Source organism: Bacillus oleivorans, assembly GCF_900207585.1.
In the GTDB taxonomy this organism is placed as follows: Bacteria; Bacillota; Bacilli; order Bacillales; family JC228; genus Bacillus_BF; species Bacillus_BF oleivorans.
In genome coordinates, this window is sequence record NZ_OAOP01000008.1 from 1 (window position 1) to 18972 (window position 18972).

Below are 18972 nucleotides of genomic sequence, written 5' to 3' on the forward strand. Positions count from 1 at the left end.
AAGGCAAAATTAAAAGGCATGAGTCCGGTTCAATACCGAAATCATGCCCAAGTAGCTGCCTAAATTTCTGTGTCTAACTTTTTGGGTTCAGATCATCATCCGATGGTTTTTTATTATTAAGCAAGTCATATATATATATTAATCTGTTTCATCCTCATTCTTACTTTCATGACAGTGATCACACTTGGCATAGAGCACAGAAACTTTTTCATCCTCAAAATGAGTAATTGTAGCATTGCATGTTTGACAAATAATCGTCCCCATTGTTCCCCTTCTCCTTTGCCTTATATTTTGAAAACGCTTAACTTAATTTAATAATATTATGACACATTAAGATTTTCAAGCCCTAATTGTATGTCATATTTACCTATTTTTGTATTTTATTTTACCAACAGTACCTTTATCTCCAAAAACAGGCTTGCTATGATATAATTATTTTTGAAAATTGAAAATTCTAACGTCCGAGGTGTTTCTATGAGAGAGGCAGCTTTCATTAAAGTAACTCCACTTTCGCAAAAAGAGTCAATTTCGTATGATGATGTAAAAGAAATTTTACAATACTATCAAGAGATTACACATAAGACAGGGGAACAATTAAGCTGGGAATATGATCAAAATGCGTTCCCTTATGAAATAATGGAAATAACATCTTCCGAAGGTACATATCTCCATCTAAAGAGTCATGAAGATCCTCACTATCATTCCATCTTTATCGATATACCGAATACACCTGCAGATACACTTCCTGATACATTACGTATTTCATTGGCTGCAAGTTCAACTACAGCTGATAAAGGAAAAGCAAATGAGTTATGTAAATTTATTGCAAAAAAATGGGAGGCAGAACTGCAGCTTTTTAATAACCGGGTGATGTATTTTTGTAAGCGAAAATAAACTCTGTACACAATTCAGCAAAATATCTTCTATTTTCTTATCGATTAAAAAACCCACTGTTCTGATACAGTGGGTTTCACTTTTACTTTATTTTTTCAATTTTAGTAATGGTAGCAGGATCGACAAATTCATATCCTTTATTTCGCAGTCCCTCAACAATCCCTTCTAATGCCTCAAAGGTCCAGCTGCGGTCGTGCATTAACAGGTTCGCTCCATTGTTTAAGTACGGTGAATTAACCATAATATCAGTAAGGGCTTCTTTTTCCAGATAACCATCTACCCAGTCATAACCATACGTCCAGTTCATTACAATCATACCTTCTTCTTCGGCCACTTGATAACTATAATCCGTATTAACCCCATGGGGAGCTCTAAAAAATTGAGGCTTTTCACCAGTAATATTTTCGATTAATTCATTTAATTTCACAATGTCTTCTCTTTGTTCTTCTTCTGTTAAATCTCTGAGCAATGCATGATTGTATGTATGGTTTCCAATCGAAAAACCTAATTCATGGATTGATCTTAATTTTTGCTGTTCCTCTTCAGTATCAATAAAATGACCATTTACAAAAAAGATTGCTTTAACCCCTAGCTGCTTAAGCAGCTGAGCCATTTCAACTGCATGTTCATCTGGAGCATCATCGAAGGTTAATAGCACCACTTTATCGTTAGCTGCATCAATCGGCTCGATTGTCCAGTTAGCAGGATTCACCACATACTGGGGCTTTGGTTCTGCCTCTGCCGGAGGTTGCTCCGTTTCTTCTGAAGAATCCCCATTTTTTGATGGTTCATCATCTGGTTCTGTGGTTGCCGCGTCATCTTCTGTCAAATCAACTTCCATTTCAGTTTGATCAGGCTTTGTTTGGTCTTTTTCCCCTTGTTCACTATTGTTTTGTGAAACTGATGAAGAACAAGCGGTTAATATTCCAAGTAAGCAGAAAATAAAAAGAAATCGCTTCATGATAGCTCCCCCTAAGTTGTATGTATTCCGAACCATATAACTGTTTGTCAAATAAAATGTTATAGTGCCCGGTTTAATGGGTATGGGTAATAAATGCACCGATTCCAAAACGAAAATACTAATCTTCTAATTAGCACTAAACAACATTTTTCAAACCCCAGTAGTTTAACTCCAAAAGCGATGTAAGCTCGTTTCATCTTCTAATTATACGTGAGAATAAGTTTATTTCCTATCATATTTCGAGAATTATATTCAAACTATTAATGGAATCGGTTTATAGGGGGGATTTTTTGAATAAGATAACACCAGTATTTACAGTGTCAGTAATTGTAACCTTGTTCTTTATTATTTGGGGAATTATACCGGAAGGAGTCCTTAACAACTTTAGTCTGAATGCAGTGACAACCGCAGTACATAGTATTATATTAGAAAAGTTTGGTTGGTTTTACCTGATATCTGCATCAATTTTTCTCGCTTTTGCGCTCTTGCTCATATTCACAAAATACGGGAATATTCGATTAGGAAAAGAAGGAGACCAACCCGAATATAGTTATTTAACATGGTTTGCGATGTTGTTTAGTGCCGGTATGGGAATTGGATTAGTATTTTGGGGGGCGGCGGAACCAATGTTCCATTATTACTATCCGCCATTAGAAGAACCTGCTTCTGAAGAGTCCGCAAGAGCAGCGCTCCGGTACTCATTTTTCCATTGGGGCTTACACCCATGGGCGATATACACAGTAGTTGGTTTGGCACTCGCCTATTTTCAATTCAGAAAAAAGTCACCTGGTGTTTTTAGCTCGCTATTAAGACCGGTATTTGGAGACCGTGTAGACGGCAGTTTAGGAATTCTGATAAATTTTATTGCAGTATTTGCTACTGTATTTGGAGTGGCTACATCATTAGGTTTAGGAGCATCTCAGATTAGCGGCGGGCTCTCGTATACATTTGATGGGATTGAAAATACATTTACAACGCAATTGATTATTATTATCGTAGTTACTATATTATTTATGATTTCAGCTCAGACTGGATTAAATCGGGGAATTAAATATCTTAGTAATTTGAATATTATTCTCGCGCTTGCTTTAATGCTTTTTGTTCTTTTTGCAGGTCCTACTAACTTTATTATGGATACATTTTCGACGACGCTAGGTTCATATATACAAAATCTCCCTTCTATGAGTTTTCGTCTAGCCCCATTTGACCCGGAAAATACATGGTATGAAGATTGGACTATTTTCTATTGGGCTTGGTGGATTTCGTGGGCACCATTTGTCGGGACATTCATTGCACGCGTTTCAAGAGGACGTACTATCCGGGAATTTACCATTGGTGTACTGCTCGTACCAACCCTATTCGGCGCATTATGGTTTTCTGTTTTTGGCGGAAGTGCAATTGGACTTGATTACTTTCAAGGCAGCTCAATTTTAGGTGAGATTGAAAGTGTAGGAGAAGAAGTAGCTTTATTCGAACTATTTAACTATTTTCCATTTTCCATGTTCTTATCTATACTTGCGATTTTCTTAATTTGTACGTTCTTTATAACTTCTGCTGATTCAGCGACCTTTGTCTTAGGGATGCAAACAACGAATGGAAGTTTAAATCCCCCTAATACTGTTAAGCTTTTATGGGGTATAATTCAAGCTGGAGCTGCGACAATTCTCCTTTATATAGGAGGACTTGCCGCACTTCAAAAAGCATCCATTATCGCAGCTCTTCCATTTACAGTCATTATGCTCCTGATTGTATATTCGCTGATTAAATCATTCATAGAAGAACTGCCTAAAGGGCAAAAGATGCAAAAAGAGATCGATTAACGGCTTCTCCTGTTGATCCCTTCCATCATTTACATTGTGGTGTTCACTTTAAAAATCCACTGCTCACTTTTAGCAGTGGATTTTTTATACCCATGAAGATATCGCTGGCATTCCCCAATGAATGAATAAATAAAAAGAGAGGGTAGCGCCTGTTATGATAAGCGAGGCTTTCGTTGATTTTACTACATATTTAGCTATATTAAACGCTAGAAATACAAAGATAAGAAACATGCCTATATTATACCCGGGTCTGTCATGATCAGATAACCATTCTGCCAGACTATAGCTGCTCCATATCATCATTTGTAAAAGCACTGCGACATAGCTTTTCATTCAACCACTCTTTCCTGTTTCCCTATATATCTTTTACCCGCTTTTTACCGCAAAAATTAAGACAACGCTTTATCAGATATATCATTTCTGTAACATTCAAATGACATAGGCAAAATGTCCTTGTTTCTATGCTAAACTTGTATTTGAAATTTCGAACTTTTACAATGAGCGGTGAGAGTATGAAACCATATTTGATTCTTGTTTTAGTTTTATTTTTACTGAGTTCTTGCTCAAGTGAAGAGAAACCTATGATTCAAACAGATGGAGTAAATCTGATTTTTTTTACCGATGATGCTCATTTTGAAAAAGAAATCTCTTATTATGATGCTATTTTAGAACTGAGAAAAACATACCCAACCCTTGTAAATAAAATGAAAGTTATTACCCCAAATGATTTGGACCGGCTAGAGGAACAGCTCCACGTTGACGAATTCCCGGCGCTGCTGATAACGAATGGCAATACTATTATTTTCAGTGTGGAAGGTGCAGCCCCAAAAGAAGAAATCATAAATCCCGTCGTACAGCTTTTATCTTCCAATTAAAAATCAAACAAAAAGAGAGTGTGAAAATCGAAATGATTTCACACTCTCTGTACTTTTCATTGAAATATTTATTTTATGATATGGATTGGTGAACCAAGAGCTACTTCTGCTGCTTCCATTGTGATTTCACCTAATGTTGGATGAGCATGGATTGTCATAGCGATATCTTCTGCTGTCATTCCGGCTTCGATTGCCAGACCTAGCTCTGCAATTACATCAGATGCATTAGCCCCTGCGATTTGTGCCCCGATGACTAAACCATCTTCTTTACGAGTAACGAGCTTTACAAAGCCATCCGTTTCGTTTAATGCTAAGGCACGGCCGTTAGCAGCATACGGGAATTTCGCGCCAATCACATCAAATCCTGCTTCTTTAGCTTGTTGCTCATTAAAACCAACAGTTGCTAGTTCTGGTTCAGAGAAAACAACAGCCGGGATTGCAAGGTAGTCTACTTCAGCAGGTTCTCCCGCAATTGCTTCAGCAGCCACTTTACCCTCATAAGAAGCCTTGTGAGCTAGCTGAGGTCCTTCGACGATGTCTCCGATCGCATAGATATTGCTTACGTTTGTACGGCATTGTTTGTCAACTTTGATAAGGCCGCGCTCAGTCATTTCAATTCCGACTTGCTCTAAGCCAAGTTCATCCGTGTTTGGTCTGCGTCCAACTGTTACGAGAACATAATCAGCTTCCAGCTTTTGTTCAGAGCCGCCAGCTTCATATGTTACGACAACGCCATTACCTGTTACTTCCGCACCTTTTGCCATTGCTTTTGTAACAACCTCAACACCTTTTGCCTTAAGGTTCTTCTTAACGATCGTTGTCATTTGTTTTTCAAAGCCCGCGAGGATATCATCGCTGCCCTCAAGAACAGTAACTTTAGATCCCATGTTTGCATAGGCAGTTCCAAGTTCGATTCCGATTACGCCCCCGCCAATGATAACGAGTTTTTGCGGAACTTCTTTTAGGTTTAAAGCGCCAGTTGAATCAATAACACGCTCTGAATAAGGGAATGTTTTTAATTCAATTGGTCGGGATCCTGTTGCAATAATGGCATTTTTAAATGTATACGTTTGTGCTGAATTTTCATTCATCACACGGATTGAATTCGCATCTACGAAATAAGCTTCACCTTTGACGATTTCTACTTTATTTCCTTTTAGAAGTCCTTCTACACCGCTTGTCAGCTTTTTAACCACTTTGCTTTTAAATTCTTGAACCTTTGAAAAATCAAGGGTTACATTTTCCGCCTTGATTCCCATATCATCGGAATGAAGAGCTTGCTCATATCGATGCCCTGCTGTAATAAGTGCTTTAGATGGGATACATCCAACGTTCAAGCATACTCCGCCGAGTTCAGCTTTTTCTACGATGGTTACTTTTTGTCCCAGTTGAGCAGCACGAATTGCAGCAACGTAACCGCCAGGGCCGGACCCAATGACTAGAGTATCTGTTTCAATTGGAAAATCTCCTACAACCATGAATTACGCCTCCATTAATAATAGTTCTGGGTCGCTGAGTAATCGTTTAATGTGATTAAGTGCATTTTGAGCTGTTGCACCATCGATCATCCGGTGATCGAAGCTTAAAGATAAGGCTAACATTGGAGCAGCAACGATTTCACCATCACGCACGATTGGTTTTTCAGCTATTCTGCCAATACCGAGAATGGCTACTTCTGGATGATTAATAACAGGCGTAAACCATTGACCCCCAGCTGATCCGATGTTTGTAATTGTACAAGATGCACCCTTCATTTCATCTGGTGCAAGCTTGCCATCTCTCGCTTTAGTGGCTAATTCATTAATTTCTCCAGAAATCTTGAACATAGATTTACGGTCTGCATTTTTCACTACAGGTACAAGTAATCCTTTTTCAGTATCGGCAGCTATACCTATATTATAGTAATGTTTATGAATAATTTCACTTGTTTCGTCATCAAGTGATGTATTCAGCGCAGGATATTCACGTAAAGCACTTACCAAAGCTTTGACAACATATGGCAAGAAAGTAAGCTTCACTCCTTTATCCGCAGCCACCTGCTTGAACTTTTTACGGTGAGCGACAAGCTTTGTAACGTCCACTTCATCCATTAGTGTCACGTGCGGAGCTGTGTGTTTAGAATTAACCATGGCTTTGGCAATCGCTTTTCTGATACCGCTCATTTTTTCACGTGTTTCTGGGAAGGCTCCCTCTGGAATTGCTGGGGCTGCCTTTGGAGCGGCTGCTTCTGCTGTTTCCGTTTCAGCTTGAGCTGTTACAGCTTCCGCAGGTTTGGCACCGCCATTGATAAAGGCTTCAATATCTTCTTTTAAAACACGTCCATTTTTGCCAGTTCCGGAAACCTGTTTAATATCAATCCCTTTTTCACGGGCGAATTTTCGGACAGAAGGCATCGCAATTACACGAACTCCCGATTCATCTTTTGCTTCAGGGGTTGCAGTTTCTACTGCTGGTGCAGGTTCTTCTTGCTTTGGCTCTACTTTCGGTGCTTCAGCTTTTTCTTCATTTCCTTTAAATTGTAAGTTCTCATATCCTGGAGCATCAAAAGTAATCAGAACGTCTCCAACAATTGCGACTTCTCCCTCGTTTACTTTAACTTCTACAACTTTCCCAGTAACAGGTGAAGGGATTTCTACAACTGCTTTATCGTTTTGGACTTCACATAGTACATCGTCCTCTTTTACTTCGTCACCAGGCTTTACGAACCATTTTACAATTTCACCTTCGTGTATACCTTCTCCGATGTCCGGCAATTTAAATTCAAATGCCACTTGGTTCAACCTCCTTTTACAGATAAAAGCTAAGTGTTCAAAAAATAATTAAGAAGAAAGGCGAATGACCTTTCATCTTAATCCATTAGAAAGTTAAGACTTTTTTCGCTGTCTCAATAATGTCCTTGTAATTTGGAAGCCAGACAGATTCAGCTTGAGAGAATGGGAATACTGTATCTGGTGCAGCTACTCTTAATACAGGTGCTTCTAAACTTAAAATCGCACGATCATTGATTTCCGCTACAACATTTGCAGCAATTCCTGCTTGTTTTTGTGCCTCTTGTACCACAATAGCACGATTTGTTTTTTCTACTGATGCAATAATCGTATCAATATCTAAAGGACTAATCGTACGCAAATCTACGACTTCTACAGAGTATCCTTCTTTTTCAAGTTCATCTGCTGCTTTTAGAGATTCTTGAACCATCGCACCATAGGTAATAATAGAAAGATCTTTCCCCTCACGTTTAACATCAGCTTTTCCAAGCGGAATCGTATATTCTTCCTCAGGAACCTCTTGGCGGAAAGAACGGTATAACTTCATATGCTCTAAAAAGATAACCGGATCGTTATCGCGAATAGCAGAAATTAACAGTCCTTTTGCATCATATGGAGTAGAAGGGATGACCACTTTTAAACCAGGCTGTTGTGCCATTAAACCTTCTAAACTATCTGCGTGGAGTTCCGGCGTGTGTACGCCCCCTCCAAATGGTGAACGAATTGTAACGGGTGCAAAATAGCGTCCGCCTGATCGGTACCGCATACGTGCAAGCTGCCCTGAAATTGAATCCATTGCCTCATATACGAACCCGAAGAACTGTAATTCCGGTACTGGACGAAAACCTTGTAAAGCTAAACCAACCGCGAGTCCGCCAATCCCCGATTCAGCAAGCGGTGTATCAAATACTCGATCTTCCCCAAATTCTTTTTGTAAGCCTTCAGTAGCACGGAACACCCCACCGTTAACACCAACGTCTTCCCCGAACACAAGAACATTTTCATCGTTCTTTAGTTCAGTACGCAATGCGTCCGTGATTGCTTGAATCATTGTCATTTGAGCCATGCCTACTTCGACTCCTTCTCTTTATAAATTTCATTTTGTTCTTTTAAGTTATATGGTAATTCCTCATACATGATGGATATTAAGTCCGTTACTTTTTGCTTTGGTGCGTCGTCCGCTTTTTTAATAGCTTCTTTAATCTCTTCTTTTGCTTGTTCAATTACTTCATTCTCAAGCTCTTCGTTCCATAGCCCCTTGTTTTCAAGGAATTTACGGAAACGCACTAAAGGATCCTTTTTCTCCCATTCGTTATCCAAGTCAGCTGTACGGTATCTGGTTGGATCGTCCCCAGCCATTGTATGCGGGCCATAACGATAACATAGAGTTTCAATTAATGTTGGTCCCTCTCCATTAATCGCTCTTTCGCGCGCATCCTTAACAGCAGCATACACAGCTAATGGATCCATTCCATCGACTTGAATACCAGGAATTCCTGCAGCTACAGCTTTTTGTGCTAGTGTTTCAGCTGCAGTTTGAAGTTCCCTTGGCGTAGAAATTGCGAATTGGTTGTTCTGAATAACGAAGATAGCGGGTGCTTTATATGCTCCAGCAAAGTTAATTCCTTCATAAAAATCACCTTGTGAGGTACCGCCATCACCGGTATACGTAATCGCAACTGCTTTTTTGCCTCGTTTTTTCAAACCTAAAGCAACTCCAGCTGTTTGAATATATTGAGCTCCGATAATAATTTGCGGTGATAATACATTAACCCCTTCTGGAGCTTGGTTACCTTGAAAATGACCTCTAGAAAATAGAAAAGCCTGATAAAGCGGTAAACCATGCCATACAATTTGAGGTACATCACGGTAACCTGGTAAAATCCAGTCATCCTTTTCTAATGCAAATTGAGAAGCAATTTGTGATGCTTCCTGTCCAGCCGTTGGAGCATAGAAACCAAGGCGTCCTTGTCTATTTAAAGAAATAGAACGCTGATCTAGGATTCTCGTCCAAACCATACGCTTCATCAGTTCTTGTAATTGTTCATCTGATAAATCTGGCATGGCAGCTTCATTAACTACTTCACCATTTTCATTCAGAATTTGAAATGTTTGGAATTGCTCACTAATGCTCTCAAATTGCTTGTTGTAATCGATTTGAGTCTTTGTGTTTGAAACCATTCCCTTCACCCTTTCATTTCATATTAGATAATATCAATACCTATTAGTTTCTCCCTTCCAGATATCTATCAAACTGAAGCAGGAGAAAAAAACTGTATCAATGGAAATGGAATTTACATTAATACAACTAGCTCTCAGTTCCAAGTTTACATGATTGTAATTCTTTCCGTCAATTACTTTAATTTCTCGATGGTTCCGCCATTAAAATTAGATTAATTAATGATCTGTATTATAGCTTTTTAAATAGCTGTATTATAAAACAGTAACGAAAATGAATGATCTGTTTTATAATAACCACTCTTTAACTTTCACCAACAAGGTTATATCTATGTGCATGTTTCCTCAAATTAATTGGTTTTAAACGGTAGTTTCCAATGAACCAAATAAAAAATGCCCGCCAATCACTACATGTGACTTGGCGGGCAAATATTTTATTCACCTGCTGTAACAGTTACTTCCAGCCCGGCTGCTTCATAGAAGTTTTTCTTAGCATCATTATATTTTTCGGTGATTTCGTTAAATTGATTATTAGCTTCCATCACTAATTCATATGCTTCATTTATTTCATTAATTTTACTTTCTAATTGATCAAGGGTAAGGTTTTCATCTTGAAGAATGGTATACAATTCTTGATCGAGCTGAAGGCCTTTCATATAAGCATCATATAAGGATTTATGAGCCTGATAGCGTGTGTTCATCACATCGGATAACGAGGCTGCTTGAGCTTTCAGATTTTCGTCTTCAATCGTTTCGATAATATCTTGTACTTCTTTAAATTTTTCTTCAGATTCAATCATACTTTGGCGCTCAATCTCAATCTTTTCTTTTCTCTGTTCGATAATGGATAGGGCTTCTTTAGATAAAGTGAGAATTTGGTCAAATTCATTCATACTTAATGAAATAATTTGATCAAATAAATCATGCTCCTGTTTTTCTAATTCTCGTAACGGGTCCTGCTGTTCGTTGAAGCCCTCTTCTGCAGAAACGACACCTTCTAAGGTTGTATACATCGTTTCCATTGGTGAAACTTTTTCGGTACATCCAGCTAAAAAAAAGACAGCTGCTGCAATAACTGTATATAATGTCTGTTTAGTACGCTTTTTCATTCTCCTACCCCCAAAATACTATTGCCTTCTCTACTATATCTTTGCCCATACTTTTTGACAATAGATTGTCCCAGATTGAAATAGGAGTAAATATTGTCAAAAAAATACAGCGTTTTTTTCCCGTTATCCCGAATTCTATTTGTCGCTATTCTATTCATCCTATTCAATGAATATGACCCTATTATTTAGATTCGGATTAAAAATGTTTTCGATATGATAGAGAAAATAGAGCAGGGAGCTACCTAAAAACGACTTTTCCCAGCCAAACAATTATATTAGTCCGACAGATTTTAATCCATATTCAAGACCATCATCGTCGACATCCTTTGTAACAAAGTCAGCATGTCTTTTTAATACTTCAACAGCATTTCCCATGGCGACACCAGTCCCAACGGCTTGAATCATTTCTATATCGTTTAAACCGTCTCCAAATGCGAAACTATCCTTTAATTGAAATCCGATCTTATCCAGCATTTGTTTAATTCCTTCCGCTTTCGACCCGCCTTTCGGAATCACATCCATTGAAAATTCATGCCATCTTATAAAAGTAAAAGCATCAAATTCCCTTTCATATTCTTGCTGCCAATCTTCTGTACAAAATAATAGAGATTGATACACTTTATTTTTTAAATAATAGGTTTCATCCTTTTCCGGATATCCAAAAAGCAAACTTCCCATTGCCTCTGTTACCATAACGTCCTCTAAAATATCGGCTTTCATGTCATCCTCATTCAGAAAAACAAGCGGGTGATTGTAACTCATTGCTTTTTCATGGAGCCTAATTAATGCTTCTTGATTCAGCGGATTTTTATAAATAGGCTCATTTTCAAACACAACATATTGACCATTAAAGCTGACATAGGAATCTATTTCCAGTTCTTTCCGAATATCTTCAAACATAAAGGGAGCTCTTCCGGTTGCAATCGCGACAAAAACATCTTGCTCTTTTAGTAGTCTAATCGCTTTTTTAGTTGATTCTGGGATTGTTTTATCATGTCTTAACAATGTCCCATCTATATCAAAAAATACAATCTTACTCATCTGGTTCACCTCTAATAGTTTGTCACATTTGTTTGTATACCCTATTTTTAGATGTTTGCCTAATTCCATCTATCCCCATGAAAAATTTCAAGAACTCTCCATATACTATAAAAAAGAAGACTGATGAATACTAGAACCATCAATAAAGGAGGGCTAAGTATGCTGAAAAAATTAAGAAATCGCCTAAAAAAACAATGGAGAAATGTTGTCAAAAAGAAGCTAATGGCATAGAAGAGTATCTCTTAACTAAAATGATAACATGTATAGTTTGAAACTTTCAGTCTGATTATGATGCTCTTTGCTAAGTTATTTAGCATGAACTTAAAAAAATAATCTTTTTCAAATATAATCGATATTTCAAGCTTTTCCAAGAATCCTCCTATTTTTTGGAGGGTTTTTTCACTCGCTGGAAACAAATTAATTCAAAATGATGAGATAGCCCACTTGCTATTGTTGACTTATTTTTGTAAAGTGAAGGAAGCAGAGGATGAGTCGGATTATATTTTTTAACTCACTAGTTTCATTAACAATTCCTAGAGCAGGTTTTTCGTTAAATGAGTGAGCAGCGATACAGGGGAAATAACTGTTCGTCCGGTTGTTTTTTCATCTGTTTCGTCTTATTTTGGTTTTTTGCCATAAAGGGTGCAGATCTCCGAAAATAGGTAGTCCACAACCACTATAATTTTATTAGATAGTCAAGGAGAGAGATGAATGATTTATAAAGTATACTATCAAGAATCTAAGACTGAGGTTCCTGTACGCGAACACACAAAAACTTTATTTATTGAAGCTGAATCAGAACGTGAAGTTCGTTTAGCTTTGAAAGAAAAAAACTACAACATAGAGTATATTCAGCCAACTACCGGTGCTTATTTAGAATATGAGCAACAAAACGAAGATTTTAAATTAGTGGAGAATAGATGATGAAATTTGTAAAAAATGATCAGACGGCTATATTTGCACTTGGTGGGCTAGGTGAAATCGGTAAGAATACCTATGGTATACAATTCCAGGATGAAATTATCATGATTGATGCGGGGATTAAATTTCCTGAGGACGAATTGCTAGGAATTGACTATGTTATCCCAGATTATTCTTACTTAGTGAAAAATGAAGAAAAAATTAAGGGTCTTTTTGTCACGCATGGACATGAAGACCATATTGGTGGAATTCCTTATTTACTGCGTGAAATCAACATTCCTATTTATGGCGGAAAACTTGCTCTAGGATTAATTCGAAATAAATTGGAAGAGCATGGTCTTTTGAGACATGCAAAACTAATTGAAATTCAGGAAGATGACATTATTAAATTCAGAAAAACCTCTGTTACGTTTTTCCGAACGACTCATAGTATTCCTGATTCTTATGGAATCGTTGTAAAAACACCGCCTGGGAATATTGTTCATACAGGTGACTTTAAATTTGACTTTACACCAGTTGGTGAACCGGCCAATTTGACAAAAATGGCTGAAATCGGAAAAGAAGGAGTCCTATGTTTACTTTCCGATAGTACAAATAGTGAGGTTCCCAACTTCACCATGTCGGAACGCCGTGTAGGAGATAGCATTCATGACATATTCCGTAAGGTCGAAGGACGAATTATTTTTGCTACATTCGCATCTAACATTCATCGCCTGCAACAGGTTGTTGAAGCTGCGGTATTAAACGGACGAAAAATTGCTGTATTCGGCAGAAGTATGGAATCAGCGATTGAAATCGGCCAAGAACTCGGCTACATAAAATGCCCTAAAAATACTTTTATTGATACGCAGCAATTAAACCGGCTTCCTGCCCATCAAGTAACCATTTTGTGTACAGGAAGCCAAGGAGAGCCAATGGCTGCCCTTTCACGGATTGCAAATGGGACTCATCGGCAAATACAAATCATTCCAGGCGACACAGTTGTCTTTTCTTCATCACCAATTCCTGGAAATACGATTAGCGTAAGCCGGACGATTAATACATTATTCAAAGCAGGTGCAAACGTTATTCACGGTCCATTGAATAATATCCACACCTCCGGACATGGAGGCCAAGAAGAGCAAAAGCTTATGCTTCGATTAATGAAGCCACAATTCTTCATGCCTGTTCACGGAGAGTATCGGATGCAAAAAATGCATGCAAATTTAGCAGTGGATTGTGGTGTTAAAGAAGAAAATTGCTTTATTTTGGATAACGGTGAAGTATTAGCCTTAAGCCAGGATGAAGCCCAAGTGGCAGGAAAAATACCTTCTGGAAATGTATATATTGACGGAAGCGGTGTTGGTGACATTGGTAATATCGTCTTAAGAGACCGCCGTATTCTTTCTGAAGAGGGTCTAGTGGTAGTCGTGGTGAGCATTAATATGAAGGACTTCAAAATTGCTGCCGGACCTGACATTATTTCAAGAGGTTTTGTATACATGAGAGAGTCTGGTGATTTAATTCAGGAAGCTCAGGGAATCGTTACAAAACACCTTTCTTCCATAATGGAAAGAAGAACTAGCCAATGGTCGGAAATTAAAAATGAAATTACCGACACGTTAGCTCCATTTTTATATGAAAAAACAAAGCGCCGTCCGATGATTTTGCCAATCATTATGGAGGTGTAAAAACTAAAGCTAGAGCTCGGGTTTGGTTCGGAGCAATAGATACGATCAATGGAAAAGCTGACTGCGTACAGGAAGTACCCTCGCAGTCAGCTTTTTTGATTGATTCAACAATAGATGATTATTTCTTAATCTTGGATAACTTTTTTCTCAAATCGGTTAATGTCATTATCAGCACCGATGACAATTAAAATATCTCCGCTCAAGATAACTTCATTCGCTTGAGGAGAAACAATAATTTCATTTTTTCTTTTGATGGCGACAATATTAATTCCATATTTGGCGCGGATATCTAAGTCAAGTATCGTATTTCCGTCTAACTTTTCACTTGCCACAATCTCAACAATGCTATGCTCATCCGATAACTCAAGGTAGTCTAGAACACTATTTGACGCAATATTATTAGCTAATCTTCTGCCCATATCCCGCTCAGGATGAACGACATGATCCGCTCCTATCCGGCGTACGATCTTTTCATGATAATCATTCTGAGCTTTTACGGTTACGTTGGTAACCCCTAATTCTTTGAGAATCAATGTAGTCAAGATACTGGATTGAATATCATCACCAATCGCAACAATCACATGGTCAAAGTTTCGAATCCCTAAGCTTTTAATAACAGATTCATCTGTACTGTCAGCCACAACTGCATGGGTAGCAATTGCAGAATATTCATTAACTTTATCTTCGTCTCGATCGATGGCCATTACTTCCATTCCTAATTCAATCAGGCTCCGGACAATACTTCCGCCAAACCGGCCCAGTCCAATGACAACAAATTCTTTTTTCATATTAATTTCCTCCAAGTCAAGTGTAAGACTTATATGTCATTTTAACATAGAAGGAATCAATCTTTGTAGAGGTTTTACTTGTTTCAAATAGGATTATAAAAACAGCCTCCTAAATCTTCTATATGATTTAGAACGGCTGTTTGTTTAAGAGCTTCATGCATTCAGCATTTTAAATTGTGCACTTATTAAACCGAAATATTCACCTTTTTTCATCATAAGGTGATCATGATTTCCAGATTCTAAAATATGCCCGTTTTCAAGGACAAAGATCTGATCAGCTTCCCGTATGGTGGAGAGTCGGTGTGCAATGATGATTGAGGTTCGTCCTTTCAGTAAAGTTCTTAGGGCATTTTGAATTTTTACCTCGGTCTCTGTATCGATACTAGCTGTTGCTTCATCTAGAATTAAAATTCTCGGATCTGCCAACAATGCTCTTGCGAATGAAAGAAGCTGTCTTTCTCCAACTGATAGAATATTTCCTCTTTCTTCTACTTCTGTAAAATAACCATTCGGCAGTTTTTGAATGAAGGGGTCTGCTCCGATTGCTTTTGCCGCTTCGATTACCTCTTCATCTGCAGCATCCGGACGGCCAAAACGAATGTTTTCCATGATCGTACCAGAAAAGATAAAGGTATCCTGAAGAACAATGCTAATTTGACTTCTTAAGTTTTTTACGGAAATATCGCGAATATCATGGCCGTCTATTTTTACTTTTCCCCCGGTCGCATCATAAAAGCGGCTTATTAAATTCGCTATCGTAGTCTTACCTGAACCAGTATGGCCAACTAAAGCAACAGTTTGACCTGCTTTCATTTCGAGACTAATTCCGTTTAATGCTTTACGTTTGTTGTCATAAGAAAATTCAACATTCTCAAATTCAATCTGCCCTTTGATTTCGGCCAATTGAATCGCTTTTTCTTTTTCATCAATAAGAGGTTTTTCATCTAAAAACTCAAATATCCGCTCTGATGAAGCCATTCCTATCAGAAGCTGGTTGTAAACCTGACCGAGTCTAGAGATAGGTTCCCAAAACATTCCTAAGTAAAAAGCAAAGGAAACAAATTCACCTATTGAAATTTGCCCGTTACCGATTAATATTGCTCCAAACCATATTAAAATGGCGGTACCGACTGCATTTGTCATTTCCACTAGCGGTCTAAAGGTTGCATTCTTTTGTGTGGCTACGCGCCATGCTTCATAGTTGCCTGTATTCACTCCATCAAAGAATGCCATATTTTCTTTTTCTTGTGTAAAGGACTGAGTAACCCTAATCCCCTGAAGACTTTCATTCAAGTGTGAGTTAAGACTTGATTGGCGGTGTCTCACAGTCTGCCAAGAACGGCGAATGCTTCTGCGCAGCTTCGTCGAAATAAGAAACATAATCGGAACAGTAATCATAACTGCCAATGCCAATGGCGGGCTTAGAGTAAAGAGAATCACAACAATTCCTACTAGCATAATACAGTCCATTAAGAGATTAATAATCCCATTAGTAAACAGTTCTTGTAATGAGTTCACATCATTTAAAATTCTGACTAGTATAGACCCAGCTGAGCGCTGATCAAAAAAACGATGCGATAGCCCTTGGACGTGAGTAAAAAGATGCTTTCTTAAGTCATAAATAACATGCTGGCCTAATTTATTGAGCCAACTGATTCTTAAGATATTTGCTATATAGGAAATCAAGTACATAGCTGAAATAGAAAGTACGAGCGTTGTTAACAGATTGCTGTTTTTCTCAGAAATCGCTTGCTCCAAAATATAAACCCCAATGATTACCGGGATAAATAATCGGATCGCGGTCGTTAATAGCACCACGATAATAGAAAGGGGCACTAGCGACTTGGAATAGGGTTTTAAATAGCCTAATAGTCTCCACATCTGCGACCAGTTAAATGACTTTTCAATCACTAGATCCTGTGAATAGCGAAAACGTTTTAGTGCATTGGGATGGACATGATTTTCTTTTCGTTTTAACTGATCATCTTGCTTAACTTCAGAATAATTTTTTTCTGCTTGAGTACTCAACTTGCTGTCACCTCACCCTGTCTGTGATTGAAGAACCGCTTCTTTGTCTTTATATTGAATATCATAAATGCGTTTGTATGGGCCTTGATTTTGAATGAGGTCTTCATGCCGTCCTCTTTCTACGACTTTTCCCTCTTCTAATACAAGAATCTCATCTGCATGTTTTAATGAAGAAATTCGATGAGCAATGATAAAAGTAGTTCTCTCTTTCATAACTGCTTTTAACGCTTTTTGAATTTCAAATTCTGTTTCCATATCAACCGCACTTGTAGCATCATCAAGAATAAGAATACTTGGATTTAAGCAAATTGCACGGGCAATAGAAATCCTCTGTTTTTGTCCGCCTGATAAGCCAAGACCGCGTTCTCCCAATATCGTGTCATATCCATCTGGCAATTCTGAAATAAATTCGTGTGCCTGTGCATGCTTAGCCGCTTCCATAATCTCTTCCATTGTTGCTTCCGGCCTGCCGTAAGAGATATTCGCTTTGATACTGGAAGAGAAAAGGAAAGGTTCTTGCAGTACAAATCCAATATTATGACGTAAAGACTTTAAGGTGTATTGGTTGACATTTCGTCCGTCTACTAACACTTCCCCTTCAGCAGGTTCATAAAATCTAGTAATCAATTGAGTAATACTTGTTTTACCAGACCCGGTTGCCCCAATTAATCCAATCGTTTTTCCAGGGTAAGCATCTAAAGAAATGTCCGAGAGGGCTGGATGAGTATCCCCTGCATATTTTAAAGTGACATTGCGGAACTCTACTTCCCCTTTCATACGGTCGACATGGATCGCATCGGGAATTTCTTTAATATCATTCGGTGCTTCTAAAATTTCGAGCAATCTTTCTCCTGAGGCCTTTGCCTGTGAAAACATATTAACCGTAAAACCAAGGTGCATGATTGGCCACATAATATAACCAAGCAGACTGTAAAAAGCTACAAGCTCCCCAAGCTGCATTTGATTATCTATAACAAGGTAGCCTCCATATCCAAGCATGAGAATAATGCTGATATTCCCTAAAAGCTCCATTAAAGGAAAGAATTTTGCCCAAATGTTAGATGTAATTAAATAGTTATCTTTGTAGTCAGCGTTAGAGACATTGAACCGACCAATCTCAAAATCTTCTCTTGATAATGATTTAACTGTATTAATACCGCTTATATTTTCCTGTAAGCGAGTATTTAGTTTCCCCATTGATTTACGAATTCCGCGAAAAGCAGGATGTACTCTTTTATCAAAGCGGTAAACCGTAAAGGCAAGGAAAGGAATGGTCGCAAGCGTCACGAAAGTCAAAGAAGGCGAATAATAAAACATGACTGAAAAACTAACAGATACGAGTAATATGAAGCGTAAAAGTTCTGCAAATCCAAATGAAAGGAAAAATCTGAAGCCTTCTACATCAGACGTTAGCCTAGACATTAAGTCCCCTGTTTTTGCATTGTCGTAATACTTAAAAGGTAAAAATTGCAGCTTTTCATACAATTCATTTCGCAACGAAAAAACCGACTTAATTCCAAAAAGGTCACCATGATATTGATGAATATAAGTAGCAATCCCCTTAATTGCCATAATTAGAATAAACCCTATGGCCAAATACGGTACCCATTCATATTTCCCCATTAAAACCACTTCGTCGATGGTCAGCTGAAGGATAATCGGATAGATTACCGTAATGACTGTTAGCACAAAAAGAAAAATCATCGATAAAATAAAATGTTTTTTATAGGGCCAATAAAATTCTTTTAGTTTTTTAAAAATTTCCAACGTAAATCCCCCTCTCAAGATGAACTGTAAATATTTGCACGTAAATATAAATATATCGGCTTTCGAAATATTTGGCTACCCTTTTTGCAAGAATTTTTTTCTAATTTTGATTATTGGTCATCCTTTTTTTATTTTGACATCTGTACACGATA

At 37.9% G+C, this 18972-nt stretch carries 17 protein-coding genes; 5 read left to right on the plus strand and 12 right to left on the minus strand.

Features of this window, described 5'->3' with window-relative positions; all coding sequences use genetic code 11:
* Positions 1–138 precede the first annotated feature (138 nt).
* Positions 139–264: a GapA-binding peptide SR1P gene (locus tag CRO56_RS16055; RefSeq protein WP_097159650.1), complete on the minus strand. Its 126-nt coding sequence runs from the start codon at positions 262–264 to the stop codon at positions 139–141.
* Positions 265–474: 210 nt separating this feature from the next.
* Between CRO56_RS16055 and CRO56_RS16060 the strand changes: the two genes are divergently transcribed.
* The gene (locus tag CRO56_RS16060; RefSeq protein WP_097159651.1) at positions 475–894 is read left to right on the plus strand and encodes a DUF1885 family protein; all 420 of its coding nucleotides are present in this window, start codon (positions 475–477) and stop codon (positions 892–894) included.
* A gap of 82 nt (positions 895–976) precedes the next feature.
* On the opposite strand, the gene CRO56_RS16065 is transcribed toward CRO56_RS16060, so the two are convergent.
* Positions 977–1855, minus strand: a complete 879-nt coding sequence (locus CRO56_RS16065; protein WP_097159652.1) for a polysaccharide deacetylase family protein — start codon at positions 1853–1855, stop codon at positions 977–979.
* A gap of 290 nt (positions 1856–2145) precedes the next feature.
* Here CRO56_RS16065 and CRO56_RS16070 point away from each other — a divergent pair, with 290 nt between their 5' ends.
* A complete protein-coding gene (locus tag CRO56_RS16070) occupies positions 2146–3675 on the plus strand; it encodes a glycine betaine uptake BCCT transporter (protein ID WP_097159653.1) in 1530 nt (509 codons plus the stop codon).
* Between the two features lie 84 nt (positions 3676–3759).
* Here CRO56_RS16070 and CRO56_RS16075 read toward each other — a convergent pair whose 3' ends face one another.
* Positions 3760–4008: a hypothetical protein gene (locus CRO56_RS16075; RefSeq protein ID WP_097159654.1), complete on the minus strand. Its 249-nt coding sequence runs from the start codon at positions 4006–4008 to the stop codon at positions 3760–3762.
* Positions 4009–4187: 179 nt separating this feature from the next.
* On the opposite strand from CRO56_RS16075, the gene CRO56_RS16080 reads away from it, so the two are divergent.
* Entirely contained in the window at positions 4188–4550 is a 363-nt protein-coding gene (locus tag CRO56_RS16080; protein ID WP_097159655.1) for a hypothetical protein, read from the plus strand.
* A 68-nt stretch (positions 4551–4618) separates the two neighbouring features.
* Here the strand turns inward: CRO56_RS16080 and lpdA are convergent, their stop codons facing one another.
* The 6 genes from lpdA to CRO56_RS16110 all read right to left on the minus strand — a co-directional run bounded on the left by lpdA (position 4619) and on the right by CRO56_RS16110 (position 11646).
* Positions 4619–6028, minus strand: a complete 1410-nt coding sequence (gene lpdA, locus CRO56_RS16085) for a dihydrolipoyl dehydrogenase (RefSeq protein ID WP_097159656.1) — start codon at positions 6026–6028, stop codon at positions 4619–4621.
* A gap of 3 nt (positions 6029–6031) precedes the next feature.
* Complete coding sequence (locus tag CRO56_RS16090) at positions 6032–7321, minus strand: dihydrolipoamide acetyltransferase family protein (RefSeq protein ID WP_097159657.1); 1290 nt, start codon at positions 7319–7321, stop codon at positions 6032–6034.
* 85 nt (positions 7322–7406) lie between these two features.
* Positions 7407–8384 carry an alpha-ketoacid dehydrogenase subunit beta gene (locus tag CRO56_RS16095; RefSeq protein ID WP_097159658.1) on the minus strand — a complete coding sequence of 326 codons (978 nt, stop codon included), beginning with the start codon at positions 8382–8384 and terminating at the stop codon, positions 7407–7409.
* Positions 8385–8386: 2 nt separating this feature from the next.
* A complete protein-coding gene (pdhA, locus tag CRO56_RS16100) occupies positions 8387–9499 on the minus strand; it encodes a pyruvate dehydrogenase (acetyl-transferring) E1 component subunit alpha (protein WP_097159659.1) in 1113 nt (370 codons plus the stop codon).
* Between the two features lie 431 nt (positions 9500–9930).
* Positions 9931–10605, minus strand: a complete 675-nt coding sequence (locus tag CRO56_RS16105) for a YkyA family protein (RefSeq protein WP_097159660.1) — start codon at positions 10603–10605, stop codon at positions 9931–9933.
* Positions 10606–10875: 270 nt separating this feature from the next.
* Positions 10876–11646: a Cof-type HAD-IIB family hydrolase gene (locus CRO56_RS16110; protein ID WP_097159661.1), complete on the minus strand. Its 771-nt coding sequence runs from the start codon at positions 11644–11646 to the stop codon at positions 10876–10878.
* Between the two features lie 711 nt (positions 11647–12357).
* Between CRO56_RS16110 and CRO56_RS16115 the strand changes: the two genes are divergently transcribed.
* Both CRO56_RS16115 and rnjA read left to right on the plus strand, forming a co-directional pair.
* Positions 12358–12570 carry a DNA-dependent RNA polymerase subunit epsilon gene (locus CRO56_RS16115; RefSeq protein WP_097159662.1) on the plus strand — a complete coding sequence of 71 codons (213 nt, stop codon included), beginning with the start codon at positions 12358–12360 and terminating at the stop codon, positions 12568–12570.
* Complete coding sequence (gene rnjA, locus CRO56_RS16120) at positions 12570–14237, plus strand: ribonuclease J1 (protein ID WP_097159663.1); 1668 nt, start codon at positions 12570–12572, stop codon at positions 14235–14237. Before CRO56_RS16115 ends, rnjA begins: the two co-directional genes overlap by 1 nt.
* A gap of 125 nt (positions 14238–14362) precedes the next feature.
* Here rnjA and CRO56_RS16125 read toward each other — a convergent pair whose 3' ends face one another.
* From CRO56_RS16125 to CRO56_RS16135, 3 genes are all read right to left on the minus strand, one after another.
* The gene (locus tag CRO56_RS16125; protein ID WP_097159664.1) at positions 14363–15025 is read right to left on the minus strand and encodes a potassium channel family protein; all 663 of its coding nucleotides are present in this window, start codon (positions 15023–15025) and stop codon (positions 14363–14365) included.
* 153 nt (positions 15026–15178) lie between these two features.
* Positions 15179–16936, minus strand: coding sequence for an ABC transporter ATP-binding protein (locus tag CRO56_RS16130; protein ID WP_245855948.1), 1758 nt, complete (start codon positions 16934–16936; stop codon positions 15179–15181).
* A 129-nt stretch (positions 16937–17065) separates the two neighbouring features.
* Complete coding sequence (locus tag CRO56_RS16135) at positions 17066–18820, minus strand: ABC transporter ATP-binding protein (RefSeq protein ID WP_097159665.1); 1755 nt, start codon at positions 18818–18820, stop codon at positions 17066–17068.
* Positions 18821–18972: the final 152 nt, after the last annotated feature.

What these genes read in the sequence shown, in the direction of transcription:
- CRO56_RS16055 (WP_097159650.1), bottom strand. Translation starts at nt 264, where the DNA reads ATGGGGACGATTATTTGTCAAACATGCAATGCTACAATTACTCATTTT.
- CRO56_RS16060 (WP_097159651.1), top strand. Translation starts at nt 475, where the DNA reads ATGAGAGAGGCAGCTTTCATTAAAGTAACTCCACTTTCGCAAAAAGAG.
- CRO56_RS16065 (WP_097159652.1), bottom strand. Translation starts at nt 1,855, where the DNA reads ATGAAGCGATTTCTTTTTATTTTCTGCTTACTTGGAATATTAACCGCT.
- CRO56_RS16075 (WP_097159654.1), bottom strand. Translation starts at nt 4,008, where the DNA reads ATGAAAAGCTATGTCGCAGTGCTTTTACAAATGATGATATGGAGCAGC.
- CRO56_RS16080 (WP_097159655.1), top strand. Translation starts at nt 4,188, where the DNA reads ATGAAACCATATTTGATTCTTGTTTTAGTTTTATTTTTACTGAGTTCT.
- lpdA (WP_097159656.1), bottom strand. Translation starts at nt 6,028, where the DNA reads ATGGTTGTAGGAGATTTTCCAATTGAAACAGATACTCTAGTCATTGGG.
- CRO56_RS16095 (WP_097159658.1), bottom strand. Translation starts at nt 8,384, where the DNA reads ATGGCTCAAATGACAATGATTCAAGCAATCACGGACGCATTGCGTACT.
- pdhA (WP_097159659.1), bottom strand. Translation starts at nt 9,499, where the DNA reads ATGGTTTCAAACACAAAGACTCAAATCGATTACAACAAGCAATTTGAG.
- CRO56_RS16105 (WP_097159660.1), bottom strand. Translation starts at nt 10,605, where the DNA reads ATGAAAAAGCGTACTAAACAGACATTATATACAGTTATTGCAGCAGCT.
- CRO56_RS16110 (WP_097159661.1), bottom strand. Translation starts at nt 11,646, where the DNA reads ATGAGTAAGATTGTATTTTTTGATATAGATGGGACATTGTTAAGACAT.
- CRO56_RS16115 (WP_097159662.1), top strand. Translation starts at nt 12,358, where the DNA reads ATGATTTATAAAGTATACTATCAAGAATCTAAGACTGAGGTTCCTGTA.
- rnjA (WP_097159663.1), top strand. Translation starts at nt 12,570, where the DNA reads ATGAAATTTGTAAAAAATGATCAGACGGCTATATTTGCACTTGGTGGG.
- CRO56_RS16125 (WP_097159664.1), bottom strand. Translation starts at nt 15,025, where the DNA reads ATGAAAAAAGAATTTGTTGTCATTGGACTGGGCCGGTTTGGCGGAAGT.